The organism is Synechococcus sp. CC9616, from assembly GCF_000515235.1.
In the GTDB taxonomy this organism is placed as follows: domain Bacteria; phylum Cyanobacteriota; class Cyanobacteriia; order PCC-6307; family Cyanobiaceae; genus Parasynechococcus.
On sequence record NZ_KI911558.1, the window covers coordinates 736,682 to 758,172 of the forward strand.

Genomic DNA, 21,491 nt, shown 5'->3' on the forward strand with positions numbered 1-21,491 from the left:
TGCATCTGTGAGATCACGGAACCAATGGCACAACATCCCTGAGAAGTGACTCAGGACCGACGCGCTTCAGCCAGCTTCGGTCTGATGCGTCCGTACTCAGGAGATAGCCGGCAAACCCGAGAGCATTGACGCTGAACCCTTTCACGCCTTCGCAGCGCCGTCGAATCAAGGCAAGCCATCGTCGGCTCAGCAACAGGTTGTAAGGCTGGCCTGGCTTTTCAGAATTGGCAGGTGACCCCATTCCGGCGCGTTCACAGAGTTGCTCGTAGTGCTGGCACAGCTTTCTGGCCTCGGGTAATCGTCCGGGCAATGGCTGAATGAAGCAGTGGTGACGCAGCGGTGCGTCTCGATCGTTCAATGAACGCGGTGCTGAGGTCGTACCCCCTGCTTCAAACCAGGCCTCACGAGGACAGAGCTGTTCATGCTCATGACGCGGAAGCAACTGCAGATGGCGGTGAGGCTGACTAGCACCGGCCGCGGGCCCGCTGTTGAAGAACCACAATCCGGTTGTGTCGTTGTCGACATGAGTCACAGATTGCCAGTCCTCCAGGGTGAGCCAGCCTGCCTGGGGTGCCCAGTCCCGAGTGATCAGCAACATGTGACCGATCTGCACGGGATATTTGTTCAGGATCAGGACATGCCTGTCGCGCACCAGTGACACCTGAAGTTCATTGTTCCAAGGCCGGAATGGATTCGGTTTCGGTCCCGATGCACGCAGGTGCCGGGGTGGCAAGCCTGTGAGATGTCGAAGCTCGTAGGCGATGCCGGACTCTCCAGAGATGCGCTCGAGCTCGGTCGACAGTGGCACAAGCGCCGAGCTCGAAAGGGCTGCCTTACTGCGCTGCAGAGCCTTGGTCCAGTACGTCTCAGCCGCCATCGTGCTGCAGCCGTGCCAGTGATGCCCCCCGGTAGTAGTTGCCGAGGATTTCATTGAACTGAAGACCGTTCTGTGCCAGTTGCTGTGCGCCCTGTTGGCTCATGCTGGCCCCCAGATGACCGTGCGCTTCAGCACTGATGGAACTGGTCGCCGCATAGAGGCTCTCAACAATTCCACCCTTGTAGATGAGGACGATTCCACGGGTGCTTGCAGTGGCATCCCGGCTTCGCTGGCTTCTCGATCGATCGCCGCCATAGACCTGCCATCGGGTTGTGTCTCCAAGATGAAAATCCCTTGATGCGGGCCTTGCCAGATGGGCCAGGGCGTAGGAGCGAGCAGCCACAGCCTGGGCTTTGAGAGCTTCCAGATTCCAGCCACTCGGCATTTCAGCACCAACCACAGACGCCACGTACTGCTCGAGATCGAGTTCGTTCACAGCCATCCAACCCTGATCACGGAGCAAGAAGTCGATGTTGTGCCGATAAGGCACCTGATTGATCAGGATCGTGCCTCCTTTGCAACGGACAAACCCACGGCGTTCTCCCTGCAACATTGCGAGAAGAGCCTGATCTTTGATCCTTGGTCCAGTGTTGTTCACACGGCAGACCATTCCAGGGCTGGTCTGGAGACTGTTGATCGGCAAGCGACTCATCAATGCCACACGGATCGGCAGGTTGACCGATTCCCCTTGGGGAGGAACGTCAGGCACCATGAGGGCCGATACACGGGCATCTGCCGATGGTGGCGGTGTCTTGCCTCTCGTCGGGGTCGCTTCTGCCTGGGGCTCTTCCAGGAGCTCCAGTAACGACTTGGTCGCTTGTTCAGCTGCAGGCTGAGTGTCCTGGGATGAATCGGAGATCATCTGGCTCGATCCAAGACTGATCGCCGCCACCATCAGGATCGGAACCACAACTACAGCCGCACGAACAAGCGAGGCCACCCACGAATCCGTTCAGAACACACGGAATCATGGCCGACGTCAACGGGACGATGGTGAAGATCTGTTCACATGTCGTGTCTTCAGCAGAAACCTCCGATCAATCCTGGGTGGGCACAGCCTTAGTCGTTGGCGCCGGTGGTATCGGCGCTGCCGTCGCTGAGGAGCTCAGCCAACGTTTTTCAGAACTGACCGTGCTCACCTGTGGGCGTCAGGGCCCCCCCGATCAAGCCCTTCAGGTGGATCTGGAAGACGATGCGTCTCTTGATCAATTCATGAGTGAGCTGCAGGGCCGTGGGGCTCCTCTGCGCCTTTTGTTCAACTGCAGCGGTCGACTGCATGGACCCGAGCTTCAGCCGGAAAAACGACTGAAGCAGGTGAATCGCAGGCAGCTGGAGCAACAGTTCGCGATTAATGCCATTGCTCCGGTTTTGCTGGCGAAAGCTGTGGAACCTCTGCTGAAGCGCGATCAACCCTTCCATTTCGCCAGTCTCAGTGCACGGGTCGGAAGCATTGGGGACAACAGAAGCGGTGGCTGGTATGGCTATCGAGCGGCCAAAGCCGCCCAGAACCAACTGCTCCGCTGCCTCAGTCTGGAATGGGCCCGTCGCTGGCCTCAGGCCACCGTCACGCTGCTGCATCCGGGAACCACGGATACGGAACTCTCCAAGCCGTTTCAATCGTTCGTACCTGCCGAAAAGCTGTTTTCACCAAAGCGCGCAGCCGGACATCTGGTCGATGTTCTGGTTCAGCAGACCCCTGACAGAACTGGACGATTCCTGGCCTGGGATGGTCAGGAGATCGCCTGGTGAGCATGTTCCTTGAGCTGCTCAAGGGACACCACATCCAGAGCTGTGTCTTCCGTGGATTCCAGACAAACCTTCGGAGCCATTCCATCTTCGTAGGCCTGTTTCCAGCGAGGAGCACAGACGCACCAGTGGTCTCCGGGCTTCAGGCCAGGGAACTGAAAGGCCGGCACAGGTGTGGAGAGATCATTCCCCTGAGCCTTGCTGTACCGAAGAAAGGATTCCGTCATCACGCAGCAAATGCTGTGCTGCCCTTGATCTGAAGGGTCGGTTTCGCAGAAACCGTTTCGGTACCAGCCCGTCATTGGCTGGCAACCACAGACTTTCAGAGGTGCCCCGAGCACATTTCGGGAATTGGATCTAGCCGGAGTGCTGGCAGTCATCCTGAGGCTTTCGATGTGAGGAGTCTGACGAAGGACTGGCACATTTTGACGACAGATGGTTGACGGACCCCTAGGGGAGCGCGTTAAAGGTCAGACAGTCATGTCCCCTCGATGGATTGGGAGTTCACCGAAGACGCTGCCTTTCTCGCACTCTGCGACGCCTTCCGCGAAAGCGGTGAAAGTTCGGCCATCGAATTTCTGGCAAATGGCGAAGGAGCTTTTCATTTCCAGGATCTGGCCCAGAACGCGGCTGGTGAGGGGCTTGACCTAAGTGAGTCGAATGCCCTCGACGCGTTTCAGCAGGACGTGATCGACACAATGGAAAAGCTCTGCAAGGACTGAGCTGACCTCAAGGATTGCTGCTTTTTAGGCAGCACTTTTCAGATCGCAGCGTCAGCTCAACTGAAGAAGAAGGCGATCTCCTTGTCTTTGAGACCATCCCAGCCGGCCTCGATCAAGCGTGTGTTCAGGGATTCTTGATCAAAGTGTTTGGCACCGGTCTTCACCACTCGGTTGCGCATCGACTTGAGGACCCCACTGCGCGCCCGTTTGCTCTCAAGGTCCATCACCTCCTGATAAAGCGCGAGCATGGATTCAGGAATCGGGGTGCCATCGAGGTCGACACCCGCCTGGATCGCGGCGTCAACGCCATCAGGTCCAGCAATCGCCATGGTTGATCTTCAAATCAGAGGCGGCTCAGATTACGCACTGAAGTAACGAGCCTTGCTGTGGATCGCCACCAGAGCCGTGGTGCTTTGTTCGGGTTCCAGTTGATCGCTGGCATCCATGCTCAGCCCGATGCGGTTGGCTTCGAGCCAGTCGAGCTGTTGGCGCGAATCGGACACGTTGGGACAAGCCGGGTAACCGAAGGAATAGCGACTGCCCCGGTATCGCTGGGCGAGCACATCACGCAAGGGCATGGTTTCGGGATCAGGGAAGCCGAGTTCATTGCGGATACGCGCATGCACCCATTCAGCAAGGGCCTCAGCCATCTGCACGGCCAACCCGTGGAAATACAGATAATCGCTGTAGTGATCGCCTTTAAACAGCTTCTGAGCGAATTCACTGGCCTTTTCACCCATGGTGACCGCCTGCATGGGCAGCACGTCGCTGGGGCGACCATCACCATCAAGGTCTCTGAAGAAATCAGCAATGCAGTAGCGATTGCCTGAGCGTTGACGAGGCAGGTCGAAGCGTCCGAGTTCGTTCTCGCGGTTGGAATCGAAAACCCGTAAGCAATTTCCGTCTCGCCCGACGGGGAAGTAGCCGTAGGCCACACGCGGGGTCAGCAGTTGTTCATTCAGGCAGCGTTCAATCCACTGCTGCAACACAGGCTCAGCTTTTTCGGCCAGCATCGCGTCATAGTCCTCCCTGGACTGCTGCTTGGTTTTGCGGATCTGCCACTGGCCGGCAAACAGGGCATTGCGATCCAGAAAATTGAAAACCTGATCAAGGGCGATGTCCTGCTCCGTGAGGATCGCTGCGCCATCAAAGGGTGGATGGACGGCGGGTTCTGCTGGAACAGCCTCTGAACGATCCGTCGTCACCGCTGCTGCTGTCACGTCCGACGCCGCGGATGTGTCGTTGTCCTTAACGACAGCAGGAGTTGCGCTCTCGTCACTGTCGTCGAGACCAACACCATGAGGTGTGCCGTTGAGAAAGCCTCGACTGTTGCTCCAGGTGTCCTGGACCTTGGCATCCATCAGGGCATCCATGAAGCGCAGATCGGCAAAGGCATCACGGCCGTAGACAACCTTGCCGTTGTAGACATCACGACAATCCTTCTGCACAAAACGAGGGGTGAGTGCAGCACCGCCGAGAATCACAGGAACATCGATTCCAGCCTCATTGAAAGCACTCAGGTTGTCTTTCATGAAGGCAGTCGATTTCACCAGCAGTCCGCTCATTGCAATGCAATCCGCCTGATGCTCGTGCTGGGCTTCGATAATCGCCTCACAGCTCTGTTTGATGCCGAGGTTGACAACCTCGTAGCCGTTGTTGGTGAGGATGATGTCGACGAGATTCTTGCCGATGTCATGAACATCTCCCTTCACGGTGGCGATCAAGAACTTTCCTTTGCTGCTGCTTTCCCCTTCTGTTTTCTCCATGTGAGGTTCGAGGTAAGCCACGGCTGACTTCATCGTTTCGGCGCTCTGAAGCACGAAAGGCAGCTGCATTTGTCCACTGCCGAACAATTCGCCAACCACTTTCATGCCATCGAGCAGATAGATGTTGACGATCTCCAGAGGCTTGTATGTCCTGAGGCCCTCCTCCAGTGCCGGTTCAAGACCGATACGTTCTCCATCAATGATGTGCTGCTTGAGTCGTTCCTCAACAGGCAGATCAGCCAAGGAAGGTCCGGACGCTCTGGCTTCCTTGGTGCTGACACCCTCGAAGAGTTTTGTCAGTTCGGTCAGCGGGTCATAGGTGCAGATGCCGTTGTCGAATGTGCGCTTGTCGTTGATCAGATCCCGACAGATCTTTTGATGCTCCTCGTTGATCTTGATCAGGGGCAGGATTTTTGCAGGACTGACGATGGCTGCGTCCATGCCGGCTTGGCAGCAGTCGTGCAGAAAAACGGAATTGAGATTGATGCGGGCCGCTGGAGACAACCCAAAACTCACATTGCTCACGCCAAGCACAACGTGAACACCTGGGAGGTTGTCCCGGATCAGTCGGATGGAATCGACCGTTGCCTTGCCGTTGAGACGATCTTCCTCGATGCCGGTGGAGATTGGTAACGCGAGCGGGTCGTAGAAGATTTCGTGCGCTGGCAGACCGAATTCGAGGGCGTCTCGATAAGCACGCTGAGCGATGCTGAATTTCTTTTCAGCAGTACGAGCCATTCCGTCTTCGTCAATGGTGCCAACGACAACGGCTGCTCCATAGCGGCGCGCCAGCTCAAGAACATTGAAGAAGCGCTCGTCACCGTCCTCGTAATTGGTGGAATTCAGGATGCATTTTCCACCTGCAACCTTGAGGCCCGCCTCCATCTTTTGCCACTCGGTGGAGTCGAGCATTAGGGGCAGGTTGACGTTCGTGACAAGCCGACTCACCAGCTCGTGCATATCCCGTTCACCATCACGGCCGACATAGTCGACATTGACGTCGAGAACATGGGCGTTCTCCTTCACCTGCCCACGGGCGACGGAGACGAGTCCGTCCCAGTCCTCCTCAGCAAGCAGTTCACGAACCTTACGGCTGCCACTGGCGTTGAGGCGTTCACCGATGATCAGAAAAGAGTTGTCCTGGTAATAGGGCGTGATGCCATAGATCGACGACGCAGCGGGTTCGATCTTGCTGAGTGTGCGCTCGGCGGGCTTCAGCTGGGTTGAGATCTCAGAAAGAGCTCCGATGTGTGCCGGCGTGGTGCCGCAACAACCGCCGATGACCTGTACGCCGAGATCCTCGACGAAATGCATCAGCTGCATCTTCAGTTCCGTCGGCGTCAGACGGTAATGGGCAACACCGCCAATATTCTCCGGCAACCCGGCATTGGGAATGCAACTCACCGTGAATGGCGAATGTTCGGAGAGATAGCGGATGTGCTCCTTCATCTGTTCCGGGCCTGTCGCACAATTCAGGCCGAGAATGTCAATCGGAAACGGTTCCAGAATCGAGACCACCGCTGCGATATCGGATCCAACCAACATGGTTCCGGTCGTCTCCATGGTCACGGAAACCATCAGTGGACGCCGTTGTCCCGTGCGGTCGAAGGCCTGCTCAATCCCCTGTAGAGCCGCCTTGATCTGGAGGACGTCTTGACACGTTTCGACGATGAACAGGTCAACGTCTCCGGCGATGAGACCTTCCGCCTGCTCACGAAATGACCCACACATCGAATCAAAGTCGATGTGTCCGAGCGTGGGCAGTTTCGTGGTGGGTCCCATTGAGCCAGCCACGAAACGAGGCTTCTCCTCGGTGCTGAAGCGGTCTGCCATTTCACGGGCGAGTTCTGCAGCCTTTTTGTTCAGGGCGAAGGCTTCGTTCTCCAGTCCGTATTCAGCGAGAACGATTGAAGCGGCACCGAAGGTATCGGTTTCGATCACATCGCATCCAGCTTCAAGAAATTGCTGATGAACGGCTTGAACGGCATCGGGCCTGGTCATCACCAGGTTTTCGTTGCAGCCCTCCAGATCTGCCCCACCGAAATCCTCAGACGTGAGTTCCATCTGCTGGAGGCTGGTGCCCGTGGCTCCATCAAAGACAAGAACCGGTCGTTCCGGACTGTGCAAGCGACGGAGGAAGCGTGATGTCACAGCAGCTTTGGTTGTCGTGCTGGCTGCCATGACCCTGTTCTCGATCCACCGATCCTAAGAAAAGTGTTGGCAGTTCTCTTACTCAGGGTCAGACACTGATGCGCGTGACCCAGTGCTCAAAGTCAGGGTCTCTGCCTTCCGTGATGGCCACAAGACGCCGCTTCAGCTCATCCATCACCGGTCTGTGGGTGTTCAAGGTGGTGGACTCGATCTGACGGATCGGTGTGATCTTGGCCGCAGTTCCTGTGAGGAAGACTTCATCGGCAATGAACAGCTCTGTCTTGTCCACAGGGCGTTCAATCACACGCAGGCCCATGGTTATCGCCAGCTCGATCACGCTGGCGCGGGTGATGCCCTCAAGAATGTCCTGGTCAACGCCGGGGGTCACCAGGGCACCGTCGCGGACGAGGAAAAGATTCATTCCGCTGGCTTCACTCACCTTGCCGCGACTGTTGAGCAGCAGTGCTTCATCAAAGCCACTCTTCACCGCTTCCGTTTTGGCCAGGGAACTCGTGATGTAGGCGCCGCTGATCTTGCCTCTCAGGGGCAGGGAACGATCCTCCTGACGTGTCCAGCTGCTGATGCGACAACTCACACCCTCTGGCGACAGGTAGTCACCGAGAGGCAAGCCGTAGATGAGGAAATCGGTTTCAATCTCATGGAGGCGCGGGGCAATCCCGAGATCACTGGTGTAAACGAACGGCCGCAGGTAGATCGGCTGTTCGGGTTTGTTGGCCTGCAGCATCGCCGTCAGAGCGGCAAGGATCTCCTCCTCGCGGAGCTCGGTCAGCAGGAGGCGAGCGCTCTGGCTGAGTCGTCGGGCATGCCGGTCTGCTCGAAACAGCAGCATCGTGTTGGCGCTAGCAGGGTCTGGAATGGCCCGCATTCCACCGAACGCTCCGGTCCCGTAGTGGAGGGCGTGGGTGGCAATGGAAATCCTTGCCTCCTCAAAGGGCACGCACGTCCCCTGGAACCAGGCATAGGGCAGGAACTGATGCATCGCAGACGAAGCCCGATCGATGAATCTTCTCACCCGTTCATGACCAGCCAGGCATGACAATGGCGGGATGCATCGCCTGGCCAGTTGTCCGGGGCTCGACCCTCCAGAGGACGTGGTGCTGGTGGAGCAGCCGCCGGCCGATGTTCTGCTGCTCAGCAGCGCAGGGACAGACCTCAGCACGCTGGCCGCCTGTCTTGAAGATTCAGGACTGCACAGCTGGCGGGAGAGGATCCGTGCTCTCGATCTAAGTCAGCTGCAGCATCCCGCTCAGGTGGATCACTACCTGCGCAGCACGGCAGCCAAAGCCAGGCTCGTGGTGGTTCGTCTGCTCGGAGGTCGAGGGCACTGGAGCTATGGGCTTGAGCAATTCCAGCTCTGGCAACAGACCGCTCAAGATCGCCAACTCGTGATCCTCTCCGGCACCCAGGATCAACAGAGTGCGTTGCATCCTCTGAGTTCGATCGGAACCGCGCTGGCTGATCGTTTGGCCTCGCTGCTGCGTGAGGGCGGCACCCGGAACATGACCGAGCTCCTCAGTGTTCTCGATCGTGTTCTGGAGGGTTTGGAACCCGAACCGGAATCCGTCAGCATCCAGCCGCTTCCCGATCCATTGCCTTGGGACTGGGAACAGGACAACGGAGCCAGGGTCGGCGTTGTTCTCTACCGCTCCCTTCTGCAGGCCGACGATCTGGCGCTGGCCAGGCAACTCATCCTGACTCTTCGTCTAGCCGGTCTCTGCCCGCGGCTGCTCTGGGTGAGCAGCCTCAGGGATGCGGCTGTACAGGCCGGTGTTGTCGACCTTTTCTCGTCAGAAGCGGTGGAACTCGTGATCACGGGAACCGCTTTTGCCTCCGTGCGTTCGGAGGAGGCTGGATTGGGCAGTCCGATCTGGGATCAACTGGACTGTCCAGTGCTGCAGCTGCTCACAGGATCCCGCTCCAAGGAGGCCTGGAAAGCCAGCAGCCGAGGGCTGGATCCCCTTGACCTCTCCCTGCAGGTGGTGATGCCAGAGCTGGATGGTCGGGTGACCACAAGGCCCTGTGGCTTTCGGCAGCTGTCCATGGATGAGGGAAAACTTGCAACCGCGTTGCCGACCCTGATTCCCGATTCGGTTGGCATTCAGTGGCTGGTTGAGCACGCCGCCCGATGGATCGAGCTGAGGCGGACTCCGGCGAAGGAACGCCAACTGGCTCTTGTTCTCGCCAACTATCCAGTGCGGGATGGTCGTCTGGCGAACGGGGTTGGGCTGGATACGCCCTGCAGCTGTGTCTCGATCCTGCGCTGGCTTGCAGAGGCTGGATACGACCTGGGCGACTGTCCTCTTCCAGAGGATGGAGATGCGCTGATGCGCTTTCTGCTCAGCGGACGCACCAACGCGCCTGAGAGCAAGGTGCGGCCACCGTTGGCTCATTTGCCGCAGGGGAACTACCTGGCCTGGTGGGACCAGCTTCCCGCAGCCGCCAGGCAGCCGATCGCCCAGCGCTGGGGGCATCCAACGCACGCCTGCGATCAAGAGGTAGTCGGGTTCCCCATTCATGGGGTGCGCTTTGGCCGGATCGTTGTGGTGATCCAACCCGACCGGGGCTATGACCCCGAGCAGATTGCTGATCTCCATTCACCTGACCTGCCACCTCCCCATCGCTATCTGGCGCAGTACCTCTGGCTGAAACAGATCCATCGCAGTCAGCTGATGGTGCATGTGGGAAAACACGGGAGTGCGGAATGGCTCCCGGGCAAAGCCGTTGGGCTCAGTGACGCCTGCGGGCCCAATCTGGCTCTTGGTGCGATCCCCCACCTCTACCCCTTCATCGTTAACGATCCAGGCGAGGGATCACAGGCCAAACGGCGCGGTCAGGCCGTGATCCTGGATCACCTCACACCACCGCTTGGTCGTGCCGGGCTGTACGGACCGCTCCAGACGCTTGAAAACCTCCTGGATGAACTTGTGGAGGCGCGTCAGCTTGGTTCGGAGCGCGTTGATCTACTGCAGAGGTCGATTGTGAAGAGCCTGGAAGCCATGGACTGGCCTGGGATTGCCGATCTATCTGGGAACGATCAGGAGACTGACGACCTTGAAAGCCGTCTGGATGCGGTTGAGACCTACCTCTGCGAGCTCAAGGAGTCCCAGATCCGTATCGGACTGCATCGACTGGGTGAACGACCAGCCGCATCGATCGAGCGTGAGCTGCTGATGGCCATCGCACGATCTCCATCGGGAGGTCTTCCAGGATTGACGCAGGCGATGGCGATCGAACTCGGGCTGGAATTCGATCCCTGGCAACAGGAGGATGGCGTGCTGTTGACAGCCTCTGATCAACAGCGACTGGCCGTGCTCGGCTGTCCAGGGGCACAGCGTGTTGGCGATGGAACCGCCTGGTTGGAGACCCAGGGATTGCTGCTTCTCGACATCCTGATCGATGCCACTGCTGAGGCGGAGGGTCTGCAACCACTGTTGCTGCAATGGATCGAGCAACGATCAGGAGACACTGTTCTGTCGAAGGTTCGCGACGGCCTCTGGCCCCGCCTTGTTCAATGCGCTGCCTCTGAACGGGAAGGATTCCTCAGGGGGGCCTGCGGAAGTCGCATTGCGGCCGGACCATCCGGCGCTCCCAGCCGCGGTCGGCCGGATGTGCTTCCAACAGGCCGCAATTTCTACTCCGTCGATCTTCGAGGCCTGCCGACGGAAGCGGCCTGGGACCTCGGGAGGCGTTCGGCGGAGCGTTTGCTGGATCTGCATCTGCTCGAACAGGGGGAACCGCTGCACCATCTCGCCATCTCGGTCTGGGGCACCGCCACCATGCGAAACGGAGGGGAAGACATCGCTCAGGTGTTGGCCTTGATGGGTGTTCGCCCTGTCTGGGATGGGCCCACACGCCGAATGGTGGATCTGGAGGTGATCCCCTCATCGCTGCTGGGGCGATCAAGGGTCGACGTTGTGCTGAGAATCTCGGGCCTGTTTCGAGATGCCTTTCCGCATCTGGTGGGCTGGGTGGATCAGGCAACCCAGCGAATTGCGTCGCTGACTGAGGACGACTGCATTAACCCCCTGGCAGCCCTGACGAGGACTGAGGGGCCCCAGAGCAGGATCTTTGGGTCGGCACCAGGAGCCTATGGAGCGGGGTTGCAGGCGTTGATCGATCACGGAAGCTGGGAGAGCCGATCCGACCTTGCCGAGGCTTATCTGCAGTGGAGCAGTTGGCGGTACGACGGCAGTGATGTGGTTGTGGCTGATCGTGGCGGGCTTGAGCAGGCCCTTCACCGGGTCCAGGTGGTGCTTCACAACCAGGACAACCGCGAACATGACCTGCTCGATTCGGACGATTACTACCAGTTCCACGGCGGCCTATCAGCAGCCGTTGAGCAAAGTTCAGGTCTGCGCCCCCAGCTCTGGTTTGGTGACCATTCGCGCGCCGAACGCCCTCGGATTCACCGTCTCGAGAAAGAGCTGGACAAGGTCATGCGCAGCCGTCTGCTCAATCCACGCTGGATCAATGGCATGAAGCAGCACGGTTACAAGGGGGCCTTTGAGATGGGGGCGAGCCTGGATTATCTGTTTGCCTACGACGCCGCGACCGACCGTGTTCCCGACTGGTGTTACGGAGCACTTTGCGATCAGTGGCTCGCCGATGAAGACACACTGGCGTTTCTCAACCGACGCAATCCCTGGATTCTCAGGGACATGGCCGAACGCCTCCTGGAGGCCTCCAATCGAGGACTCTGGGAACAGCCCCGCGCTGATCAACTTGATCAGCTGCGCGATCTGGTGATCAGCAGTGAAGCCCGGATTGAGCGGGGAGAGTTCACTTGTTGAGATCGCGCACCATCTGACGGAACGGATCGATCGAACCAGGCTTCTCTGACGGGGCGACGCTGGACGCCGTCTCCTCAACCTCCTTGGGTTTGAGTTCCTCTTTTCGACCCACCGGGGCGGCATTGGAGGGAATCTGAGCGTTAACTCCGGTTACGGCGGTCCCCCGAAGCCTCTGTTTCATTTCCTTGGTGCTCACCTGCTCGGCGAATGTCTTCTTCACCGGCTTGGGAATCCCAGTCGCCAGTGTTGTGGTCTCCTCCTTAATTTGTGTGCCACCGAGTCCGTCGGTTCTCTTTGTGAGCTGCTCGGTTTCTGCAGCAACCTCGATCACACGTTCTTTGTTTCCCGGTGAATCAACCGTGCCAGGGAAGGTTCTGCGAATCGTTTTCGATTCCCTCATGTAATCGACATTGCCGAGGGATGAGGAGGAATCGGCGTCCAGGTAGTAAGCCTCCGGTTGCTCTTTCTTCGGAGCGCGGGGCTCGATCGGTTTGGCCTCATCTGACCCCTTCGTGACGTTGCTCAGCAGACGATCAAAGAAGCCCATGCCGACCGAACCTGAAATGTGATGAATTTAGCGGCCACTCAGGTCGATTCCATGGCTGTCGGTGCCACACGTACGCAAAAGGCCAAGATTCGACAGCTGGCGATCGATCGCTTCACATACGAAAGGGCTGGGCTGCCAGCTGGGCTGCATGTCGTAGTCGTACCAGGCTTCGCCACCGTCGATTCCAATGCTGGCTGCGGCGTCGATCAGTTCGGCGTGGCCCAGTCGGTATCGGGCAGGGTGGGCCAAGACGGCGAGCCCTCCGGCGGCATGAATGGCCTTGACCACGGCCTCGGCTCGAAGCGGTTCACCGACGACCGCATCACCGCGGTTGTAGGGCTGAAGCGAGGGGTGATCGAGCTCGAAGCCAAGGGCGAGCACATGCACCAGGCACCCCCGCAGCAAACAGCTGATTTCCATGCCGCTCCAGAGTGTTGGCACGGGCTCCCCAGCATCGCGGCGCTGCTGGAGCCAGGTTTGCATCGGTGGATGGGCCCGACTGCTGTGGTGGTCCGTGACGGCGAGATGCTGCAAGCCGAGACGCGTGGCCTGTTCAATCAGAGCCTCGGGTTCCAGGCTTCCGTCACTGCAAACGGTGTGACAGTGAAAATTCAGTTGTCCAGGACAGCTGTCAGGGCCGACCTGGTCGAGAACCGCACGCAGTGGGTGGTCAGCTAAGGGCATCTCAGGCTCCAGCGGCGGCTTCCTTACGGAGACGTCTCCAGCGTGCATAAAACTGAATCGAGGCAGCCATGAAGATCACGAGAGCAACCAGGAACCAGGTTGCGGCGCTGGTTGGAAACTGATTCTTGAACACCACCAACATCACCACGAGCACCAGCATCAGGGTGGGCAGTTCATTGAGGGCACGCAGCTGTCGGCCACTCCAGTTGCATGTTCCCGACTGCAATTGCCCCATCAGTCGGTAGCAAAGCCAGTGGTACCCAAGCAGAGCCAACACCACCGCCAATTTGGCGTGCATCCAGCTCTGGTGGAGCCAACCCGGCTGACACACCAGGAGGCCGACAGCCATGCTCACTGCTACCACCATGCCCGGAGTGGTGATGATGTTGGCCAAACGTTTCTCCATCAGGCCGTACTGCTCCTGAAAAGGACCCTGCAAGGCAGGGTCCAGCTCAGCGGTCTCCACGTGATAAATGAAGAGCCGCACCAGATAGAACAAGCCAGCGAACCACACCACCACTCCAACGATGTGAAGCGTCTTGAACCAGAGGTAAGCCTCAGGGGGCAAGGTCATGGTGCAAAGCCTGATACAGCGACCCTACGAAGCGTTCAACCCAACGCGTCAAGAAACTGCTGGGCGCGTCGTTGATGGCCGAGGAGTGTGTCTGGGGACATGCGATCCAGATTTCTGGCCATCATCGCCAGGCGGTACTGACCACGAAAAAACGTTTCATGCCGTTTGATGAAACTCCAGAACAGGCCATCCCAGATCTCACACCAATCACCCTTGCGGTAATCAGACATTTTGCGGACGTAATTGGAGCCCGATAAGTAAGGCTTTGTGGTGAAGATGCCGCCATCGGCGAACTGACTCATTCCGTAAACGTTGGGCACCATCACCCAGTCGTAGGCGTCAACAAACAGCTCCATGAACCAGGTGTAAACCCGCGTCGGGTGGAACCCGCAGAGCAGCATCATGTTTCCAACCAGCATCAGCCGTTCGATGTGATGGCAGTACCCCGTATCGAGAGCGTGCTGGATAGCGTCATCGATCGGAGGCAGACCAGTGGTTGCGGTGTAGAAGGCCTGTGGAATCGGTCTGTTGTCGAAATTCCAGAAATTTCCCTGCCGCATCTCCACGCCATGGCGTCTGTACATCGCTGCCATGAATTCACGCCATCCAACGATCTGTCGTACGAATCCCTCCAGTGAATTGAGGGGAACATCACCGGCATCGGCGCGTTCCAAGGTGCGCTTGAGGATGTGCTGTGGCGTCAGCAGTCCGCAGTTCAGCATGGGTGTGAGCACGCCATGCCACATCACTCGGTGCTGGCTGCTGATGGCATCTTCGTAGGCGCCGAACTGGATCAGACGCTGGTCAAGAAATTGATCCAGCCATGCTTCGGCAGCTTCGTGGGTCACTGGATAGGCAAAGGCATCGCTGGATCCAATGCCGGGAAGTGATTCGGAGTTCAGTTGTTGACGCTGGGCCTGAAGCGTCGCTGGAACAGCCTGTGCGGGTTCAGGCGGAACAAGGATCCCCTTCGGCAGCTTCTTCCTGTTATCGGCATCGAAGCTCCAATGCCCCCCGAGCGGTCCGCCATCGGGCTCAAGCAACAGGTCGAGGCGCCGCCGCTGCATCTCATAAAAACGCGCCATGAATGGCTTTTTGCCCGTGCCGAAGTGGTCATCGATCACCGACTGGGGGGTCAGCAACATCGGGGTGGGGGCGATGACCGCAGTGCCACCAAGCGCCTCGAGGACGGCGTGGAGGCGCCGTTCCAGCACGTGATCCACCGGATCGGCGAGGAAAAAGCGGCGATATCCCTGTTGCAGCAACAACTGCAGGTGGGCGGTGGTGTCTCGGGCCTTGTGATGCTCCTGGAGAGAAACGTCGAAACCCTGTGATCGCAGGCTCTCCGCGTAGGCCTGCATCGACGCTCTGTGCAGCAGAAGCTTCTGGCGATGAACCAGTTGTGGCCACTCAGGGTCGGTCCCGAAAAACAGAGGGTCCTCGATCAGGGCCACGGAGCGCCCCAACTGGATGGAGGGATGATCCGCGAACAGCTGGTGCGGATAAACGAGGGTGATCTCCATGCGATCAGGCGTTTTCTCCGGCCAAACGACAGGCCCGCTGCCCCAGAGCAGTGGCGTAACCCCGATCAACCAGTCCTGCACGAGGACTGAGAACTCCCGCCCTGCAATCCATCACAACTTTTTCTCGATGTCCCTGTTGATCGTTGAGACGCAACACGAGTTGCCAATGGTTCTTGGCACTACGGGTGATGCCGTCGGCACAGACAGGACCGGTACAAAGGCCAGGTGAAGCTTGTACTGGTGGGGTCAGCCAGACCATGCACAGCATCACGATGGCCAGTAAGAGGCGGAACACCGTGAATCAATCGATGCCACCACTTTGGTCAGATCACAGAGGATCTGTGGACGGAGCGTCCGGGCTGTTGTCAGGCATGTCTTCAGGACTGTCGTCCTGAGGATGAAAAAAGGCATGGATCTGGTCCGCCAGGGAGGGCCCCACCCCTGGTGCCTCGGACAGTTGCTCAGCAGTGGCCAGCTGAATGGCATCGATGGAATGGAAATGGGCCAGAAGTTCCTTGACCCGTTTTGGCCCAAGCCCCGGAATGTCCGACAGCCGGGACCGCTTCATCCGCTGCCCCCGCTGTTGGCGATGGAACGTCACCGCAAAGCGGTGCGCCTCATCCCTGAGACGACGCAGTAGCGCTACACCGAGCTGATCTGGCTCACTCTCGAGAGGCTTGCTTTCACCGGGTAGAAAAACCTCTTCGCGTTGCTTGGCGAGGGAGCAGACGTTGAGATCCTCATGCAGATCAAGCTCACGCAGTGCCTCCATCACGGCGGAGAGCTGTCCTTTGCCGCCGTCGATCATCACCACATCGGGCCAATCGTTGAGGCCGTCGGTCTGAAGGGCACTGCCCCCTTTGTGGCGCAGAGCACCCACATCAATCCCCTCAGCCTTTGCACGGGACCAGCGACGGAAACGGCGGCGCATGATTTCCGCCATCGCCATGAAGTCGTCGCTGTGGCCGGCGACGATGCTGCTGCTCCGGATCTTGTATTTGCGGTAGTGCTGCTTGGCTGGCAATCCATCAACGAACACCACCTGGGAGGCAACTGCATCGCTGCCCTGGATATGGCTGATGTCGTACCCCTCGATGCGACGCGGCGGGGTCGGCAACTCCAGCAGTTGCGCCAGATCTTCGGTTGCCATGGCCTGCTGCTCCTGGCCTTGCTTGGCACGCAGCAGCTCGAACTCAGCATTTCTCTGAAGCAGTTCGATCAGATCTGCTTTCTGACGCTGTTTGGGGCAGTGAATCTGCACCCGCCGCTCGCGCTGTTCCGTCAGCCATTCTTCCAACAGATCCTGCTGAGGCAGCGGATGTTGAACCAGTAGCTCGGGGGGAATCTCCACCGCATCCACCTGGCTGTAGTGCTCCTCGATCACCCGCTGAAGGATCAGACCTGGATCCAGGCCCTCGGCATCGGCCATGTATCCCAGACGACCCACCAGCTTCCCGGCCCGCATCTGGAACAGCTGAACGGCCGCAAGGCGTTCGTCGCAGGCCAGAGCAACAACATCCCGGCTCACGGATGAATCGGGAAGACTCATTTTCTGATCCGCGGTCAGCTGATCAAGCCCCTGAAGCTGGTCACGCACCCGGGCGGCCGCCTCGAAATCCAGGCGCTCGGCGTATCGCTCCATCTGTTCAGAAAGCAGCCGCTGCAGTTCATCACTGCGGCCTTGAAACACCATCGCCACCTTGCGGAGCGTGCGGTGGTAGTCCTCGGAGCTGATCTTCTGCTGGCACACCCCTGGACAGCGCCCGATGCTGTAGTTGAGGCAGGTCCGATCCGGGTACATCGGACGGGGGCGCTGACGCAGGGGAAACACCCGTTTCACAAGAAACAGCGTGCGGCGCAACAGACCGACGTCCACATAGGGTCCGTAGAAACGATCCAGGGGACTGCGGAAGCGCCGGCGACGCGTGATGAAAATGCGCGGATAGGCCTCGCTCCAGGTGATGCAGAGGTAGGGGTACTTCTTGTCGTCCTTGAGCAGAACGTTGAAGTGAGGCTGATGGTTCTTGATCAGATTTGATTCAAGAGCCAGAGCCTCGGCTTCGCTGTCGGTGACGATGAATTCGATCTCACACACCTGCCTGGTCATCAGGCGGATGCGGGGGGAGAGATCGTGCCGGCTACGGAAATAGCTGCGAACGCGACTGCGGAGACTCTTCGACTTGCCGACGTAGAGGATCCGATCCTCTCCATCACGCATGAGATAGCAACCTGGCTCAGCGGGAATCTCCTTCAATCGCTGTTCGAGACGATCCGGCTGCATCAGCAGCGCCGTCGTCGATCCAGGGGAGGCCAATGCTCGTTCAGCCGCCGTAGTTCCAGCCGGTGCTGGCCAAGTTCAGAGCCTCACCATCGGCCAGCAAACGGGCGGATTTCACTTCAGCAACAAACACGGTGTGGTCGCCATGCTTCACCTTTCCGATCACGCTGCATTCAACGCCGCCGATGGCATCGTCCAGCAGGGGAAGTCCAAGTTCACCTTCCTGAAACGGAGCAGCTTCGAAACGGCCTCCCATGGCCTTCTGAGGCTTGAAGAACACCGCGGCAAGATCCTTCTGATCAGCCCGAAGAACATTGAGTGAGAAACAGCCAGTGCGTTCGATGATTCCGTGGCTGGTGCTGTCTGCCCGCACGCCCATCACAACCATGGGTGGCTCAAAGGACCCCTGGGTGACCCAGGAGGCGGTGAACCCGTTCACCTCATCGCCTTCGCGAACACCACAGATGAACAAACCATGCGGGATCTTGCGCAGCAGGGTTTTCTTGGCGTCCAGATCCAGGCTCATCTCATAGAACTTCAACTGAATGAAATCTAGGCAGAGCCTCACTGCATAGGATTTCGCCACTGCTGCATCGGCCATGCGGGCGCTTTATCCCGGAAGCTTCGATCCACTCACGAACGGACACATGGATCTGATCGAGAGGGCGTCATCCCTCTTCGGCGAAGTAGTTGTGGCTGTTCTGGGCAACCCCAGCAAGCGCCCGGCATTCAGCATTGATGATCGTCTCAGCCAGATCCGCAAGGCCACTGCCCATCTCAACGGGATTGAGGTGATCAGTTTCGATGGCCTGACCGTTCACTGCGCAGAAACCCATCGCGCCGATCTGATCCTGCGAGGACTGCGGGCGATGAGCGATTTCGAATATGAGCTGCAGATCGCTCACACCAATCGTTCACTGGCGGATCGTCTCGAGACCGTCTTTCTGGCAACGACGGCCAGACACAGTTTTTTAAGCAGTTCGGTTGTCAAGGAAGTCGCCCGTTTTGGTGGGCCGGTCGATCACATGGTCCCCTCGGAGGTTGCGAAGGACCTCAACAGGCTCTTCAATTCGGCTTTATCGCCCTAGCAGCCATGAGCGAAGCTCGGCTCACCGTGCTCGATCAACTGGATCAGCTGGAAGAGATTGTCCTGGAGGGCAGCCGAGTTCCCTTTACGGGCGGGCGTTTGGTGAATGAATGCGAGGCCGTCGATGTTCTGGACGCAGTCCGCGAGGTTCTGCCGAAGGAACTGGAGAGGGCAGAACAACTGCTCTTGAAGCGCGATGAATTCATCAGTACGGCCCGTCAGCAGGCTGAGGAGATTGTTCAGCAGGCGCAGCGCCAACGGGAGCAACTCGTCAACAACGCGGCGATCCGCCAGGAAGCGGAGCGTCAGGTGAACGAACTGCGTGAACAGACTCGGCAGCAATGCGAAAAGCTGCTGCAGACCACGCGCCAGCAGAACGCCTCCTTGGAACAGGAGATTCAGGCCAAGATTGTCCAGCAGGAGCAGCAGTTTGCTGCGCGTCGGTCCCAGCTCGAGCAGGAAGCACTGCAGCGTCGTCAACAACTCGAACAGGAGTCTGTTGAACTCAAGCGACAGCACATGGAGCAGCACGAAGCCAACCGTCAGCAGGGGCTTCAGGAGATGGAAACCATTCGCAGAGAGGGTCTGCGACTCCAGAAAGAGGCAAGAGATGAGGCTGAGCGGCTACATAACGATGCACTCCAGTTCCGTCAGCAAACCCAGCAGCAGTGCGAAGCCCTGATTCAACGCAGCCGTCAGGAAGCGGCATCGGTGCAGGACGGAGCCAACCGCTACGCAGAACAAACTCTCGGCGAACTTGAGGTGCGCCTGAAGGAGATGGCTCAGGTGGTCATGGCTGGACGCCAGGAACTTGTGAAAATCCAGACCATCCGTCCCGCGAACGAGTCACAGAAGGAGCCCGATGGAAAAACCGTGCCGATCAGCCGGGGACGGCGGGCTGCGACACGCTTGCGCTCAATGAAAGGCACCGGCTGAGACTCTGGGTCGCTCTGAGCACCCGTCCCATGACGCTGTTTGGAGCTGACCCTCCATTGCTGATCATGCTCACGTAACGAGGCCCTGTCGCGGTATCCAGAATTCCTGAAATCGAGCGAACGCCACTGAGGGTTCCCGTCTTGCCCCAGAAGCGCCCCTGGAGAGGCGTGCCTCGATAGAGATATCTCAGCGTGCCCCGCTGCCCAGCAATCGCCATTGATGCCTGGTAGTAGGAGGCGAGCGGGTGTCGCCCCATGCGCAACAACAGTGCCGCAATGGTGCGGCTGGTGACCCGGTTGGCGCGGGAGAGTCCACTGCCATCACGAATCCGCATCCCTTGAATCGGTAGACCCTGCTGCTGCATCCACTGGGTATTGGCCATCGATGCGCGGCCCACATCCCAATCATCAGCGGCTTCGCGCATCAGCACTTCAGCGGTGAAGTTGTGGCTTTCGGTGTTCGCCAAACTCAGCAGAGCATGCATTGGGGCTGAGTCCTCGCTGTGCAGGACCACGGGGTCCTGATCTTCCCGTGACATCGCTTGCTGCCGCTGCTCCGGATTCACCATCACCATCTGAAGGGAGCCACCCTGCTGACGCACGCTGGTATCGAGCACGCGTTGCAACCTGGCGGCAGGGTTCTGCACAGCCATGTGCAGAGCGTTACTGGTGAGAGCCAGCCGGGTGATCGGAGCGCCATAGGCATAACTACGATCTGCTGGATGCCAATCGCTTGGCCACCAGCGCTGAGGTGGCTCCTCGCGCACCATCAAGCGGATCGGACCAGAACCAGGTTGTTCTCCGCGAGAGCCTCCCTGGCCGAGGACGACCATGGCGAATTTCTGCATCTCAGCGATGCTGAGATCGGGGTCCCCCTCCCCGACGATCTCGAGGGATCCATCGGAATGACGCAGAAGCTGGGTCTTGAGACGGAAATCAGGACCGAGCCGATCAAGGGCAAAGGCTGTGCTGATCAGCTTCTGATTCGACGCCGGAATGCGGGGTGTTGACCCGTTCACATCCGCAAGAAGCTGCCCGCGGGCATCGACCACGCTGATGCTCCAGGCTGATGCCTGTCCACCAACGGCAGAACGGATGGCCGTTTGAAGCTCAGGACAGGTCCGACCCAGCTGAAGAGCGGGCAGACCCTGTTGCTGCAACGGAGGAGGCGGACTGAGCAGTGGTTGTGCAGCAACCAACGTCGGCGATGAGAGCCCCAAGCCAAAGGCAAACAGAACGTTGAGCCGCTTCATGACTGGGCAACTCCGCTCACAACACCATTGACGCGATACATGTTGCCTTCAAGTTCAACGGGTACGCCGATTTTGAGTTTGGTCCCACCAATCACCACGCCGGACTCTCCCTTTTCAGCGTCTGCTTCCAGGTCAAAGCGGGCATAAAGAAGGGCGGCAGCACTGGGATTGTCGGCCTGAATCACGCTGCCGTCGGGCATCACCGACACAAGTTTGGGGCTGATGTTCTGCGCGCTGAGAACGCGAACGCTGCCGGCGGGTTGATTACGGATCACAAAACTGAGCCGGCCCTCGTCTCGGATTGATTGCAGGAAACCCTCTGGATCTGCCATCGGCAGGTTGCGGACATCAACACTGATCTGAACCGGTTGAATCGATCCCGTTGCGCGAGCGACGGCGTTGGTGAGTTTTGGCGACCAAACAACACCGGCCAATGCCGTTAAGGCGATCAAACCAGCAACAGCATCGACAGGGGTGGGATGTTGCAGCCAGGACGGGCGCCTCATGGGTCACAACCGGGGACACGAACCATACGGA

The 21,491-nt window shown here is 58.7% G+C and carries 20 protein-coding genes; 5 read left to right on the forward strand and 15 right to left on the reverse strand.

Annotated elements, in window-relative coordinates:
* Positions 1 to 13: 13 nt before the first annotated feature.
* On the reverse strand, positions 14 to 877 hold the full coding sequence (locus SYN9616_RS0104315) for an ATP adenylyltransferase (protein ID WP_028952022.1): 864 nt from the start codon (positions 875 to 877) through the stop codon (positions 14 to 16).
* On the reverse strand, positions 867 to 1,817 hold the full coding sequence (locus SYN9616_RS0104320; protein WP_028952023.1) for a SpoIID/LytB domain-containing protein: 951 nt from the start codon (positions 1,815 to 1,817) through the stop codon (positions 867 to 869). Before SYN9616_RS0104320 ends, SYN9616_RS0104315 begins: the two co-directional genes overlap by 11 nt.
* 50 nt (positions 1,818 to 1,867) lie before the next feature.
* Between SYN9616_RS0104320 and SYN9616_RS0104325 the strand changes: the two genes are divergently transcribed.
* Entirely contained in the window at positions 1,868 to 2,626 is a 759-nt protein-coding gene (locus SYN9616_RS0104325) for an SDR family NAD(P)-dependent oxidoreductase (RefSeq protein WP_051411077.1), read from the forward strand.
* Here SYN9616_RS0104325 and SYN9616_RS0104330 read toward each other — a convergent pair.
* The gene (locus tag SYN9616_RS0104330) at positions 2,608 to 3,003 is read right to left on the reverse strand and encodes a DUF2237 family protein (protein ID WP_028952025.1); all 396 of its coding nucleotides are present in this window, start codon (positions 3,001 to 3,003) and stop codon (positions 2,608 to 2,610) included. The two genes, SYN9616_RS0104325 and SYN9616_RS0104330, sit on opposite strands and share 19 nt — an antisense overlap.
* A 111-nt stretch (positions 3,004 to 3,114) precedes the next feature.
* On the opposite strand from SYN9616_RS0104330, the gene SYN9616_RS0104335 reads away from it, so the two are divergent.
* A complete protein-coding gene (locus SYN9616_RS0104335; RefSeq protein ID WP_028952026.1) occupies positions 3,115 to 3,345 on the forward strand; it encodes a hypothetical protein in 231 nt (76 codons plus the stop codon).
* 56 nt (positions 3,346 to 3,401) lie between these two features.
* Here SYN9616_RS0104335 and SYN9616_RS0104340 read toward each other — a convergent pair whose 3' ends face one another.
* Genes SYN9616_RS0104340 through SYN9616_RS0104350 form a run of 3 tightly spaced genes read right to left on the reverse strand, consistent with a single transcriptional unit; the run spans position 3,402 to position 8,262 of the window.
* Entirely contained in the window at positions 3,402 to 3,674 is a 273-nt protein-coding gene (locus tag SYN9616_RS0104340) for a DUF4090 family protein (protein WP_028952027.1), read from the reverse strand.
* A gap of 30 nt (positions 3,675 to 3,704) precedes the next feature.
* On the reverse strand, positions 3,705 to 7,292 hold the full coding sequence (gene metH / locus SYN9616_RS0104345; protein WP_028952028.1) for a methionine synthase: 3,588 nt from the start codon (positions 7,290 to 7,292) through the stop codon (positions 3,705 to 3,707).
* A 58-nt stretch (positions 7,293 to 7,350) separates the two neighbouring features.
* Positions 7,351 to 8,262 carry a branched-chain amino acid transaminase gene (locus SYN9616_RS0104350; protein WP_028952029.1) on the reverse strand — a complete coding sequence of 304 codons (912 nt, stop codon included), beginning with the start codon at positions 8,260 to 8,262 and terminating at the stop codon, positions 7,351 to 7,353.
* A 67-nt stretch (positions 8,263 to 8,329) separates the two neighbouring features.
* On the opposite strand from SYN9616_RS0104350, the gene cobN reads away from it, so the two are divergent.
* The gene (gene cobN, locus SYN9616_RS0104355; RefSeq protein ID WP_028952030.1) at positions 8,330 to 12,073 is read left to right on the forward strand and encodes a cobaltochelatase subunit CobN; all 3,744 of its coding nucleotides are present in this window, start codon (positions 8,330 to 8,332) and stop codon (positions 12,071 to 12,073) included.
* On the opposite strand, the gene SYN9616_RS0104360 is transcribed toward cobN, so the two are convergent.
* From SYN9616_RS0104360 to SYN9616_RS0104390, 7 genes are read right to left on the reverse strand one after another with little or no spacing between them, the layout of a single operon-like run.
* Positions 12,063 to 12,620, reverse strand: a complete 558-nt coding sequence (locus SYN9616_RS0104360) for a hypothetical protein (protein ID WP_028952031.1) — start codon at positions 12,618 to 12,620, stop codon at positions 12,063 to 12,065. The two genes, cobN and SYN9616_RS0104360, sit on opposite strands and share 11 nt — an antisense overlap.
* A gap of 27 nt (positions 12,621 to 12,647) precedes the next feature.
* Positions 12,648 to 13,304, reverse strand: coding sequence for a PHP domain-containing protein (locus SYN9616_RS0104365; RefSeq protein WP_028952032.1), 657 nt, complete (start codon positions 13,302 to 13,304; stop codon positions 12,648 to 12,650).
* A gap of 1 nt (position 13,305) precedes the next feature.
* The gene (hemJ, locus tag SYN9616_RS0104370; protein WP_028952033.1) at positions 13,306 to 13,878 is read right to left on the reverse strand and encodes a protoporphyrinogen oxidase HemJ; all 573 of its coding nucleotides are present in this window, start codon (positions 13,876 to 13,878) and stop codon (positions 13,306 to 13,308) included.
* Between the two features lie 35 nt (positions 13,879 to 13,913).
* Positions 13,914 to 15,401 (reverse strand): cryptochrome/photolyase family protein, encoded by a 1,488-nt coding sequence (locus SYN9616_RS0104375; RefSeq protein ID WP_028952034.1) that lies wholly within the window; start codon positions 15,399 to 15,401, stop codon positions 13,914 to 13,916.
* Between the two features lie 4 nt (positions 15,402 to 15,405).
* Positions 15,406 to 15,669, reverse strand: a complete 264-nt coding sequence (locus SYN9616_RS0104380) for a hypothetical protein (RefSeq protein ID WP_051411078.1) — start codon at positions 15,667 to 15,669, stop codon at positions 15,406 to 15,408.
* A 60-nt stretch (positions 15,670 to 15,729) separates the two neighbouring features.
* Positions 15,730 to 17,682, reverse strand: coding sequence for an excinuclease ABC subunit UvrC (uvrC, locus tag SYN9616_RS0104385; protein ID WP_037991280.1), 1,953 nt, complete (start codon positions 17,680 to 17,682; stop codon positions 15,730 to 15,732).
* Positions 17,683 to 17,722: 40 nt separating this feature from the next.
* The gene (locus SYN9616_RS0104390; protein WP_028952037.1) at positions 17,723 to 18,205 is read right to left on the reverse strand and encodes a flavin reductase family protein; all 483 of its coding nucleotides are present in this window, start codon (positions 18,203 to 18,205) and stop codon (positions 17,723 to 17,725) included.
* Positions 18,206 to 18,278: 73 nt separating this feature from the next.
* Between SYN9616_RS0104390 and coaD the strand changes: the two genes are divergently transcribed.
* Positions 18,279 to 18,767 carry a pantetheine-phosphate adenylyltransferase gene (gene coaD, locus SYN9616_RS0104395; RefSeq protein WP_028952038.1) on the forward strand — a complete coding sequence of 163 codons (489 nt, stop codon included), beginning with the start codon at positions 18,279 to 18,281 and terminating at the stop codon, positions 18,765 to 18,767.
* Positions 18,768 to 18,772: 5 nt separating this feature from the next.
* Positions 18,773 to 19,702 (forward strand): hypothetical protein, encoded by a 930-nt coding sequence (locus SYN9616_RS0104400; protein ID WP_028952039.1) that lies wholly within the window; start codon positions 18,773 to 18,775, stop codon positions 19,700 to 19,702.
* Here SYN9616_RS0104400 and dacB read toward each other — a convergent pair.
* A complete protein-coding gene (gene dacB / locus SYN9616_RS0104405; protein ID WP_028952040.1) occupies positions 19,647 to 20,954 on the reverse strand; it encodes a D-alanyl-D-alanine carboxypeptidase/D-alanyl-D-alanine-endopeptidase in 1,308 nt (435 codons plus the stop codon). The two genes, SYN9616_RS0104400 and dacB, sit on opposite strands and share 56 nt — an antisense overlap.
* Positions 20,951 to 21,460, reverse strand: coding sequence for a DUF4330 domain-containing protein (locus SYN9616_RS0104410; RefSeq protein ID WP_028952041.1), 510 nt, complete (start codon positions 21,458 to 21,460; stop codon positions 20,951 to 20,953). Before SYN9616_RS0104410 ends, dacB begins: the two co-directional genes overlap by 4 nt.
* Between the last annotated feature and the right edge of the window lie 31 nt (positions 21,461 to 21,491).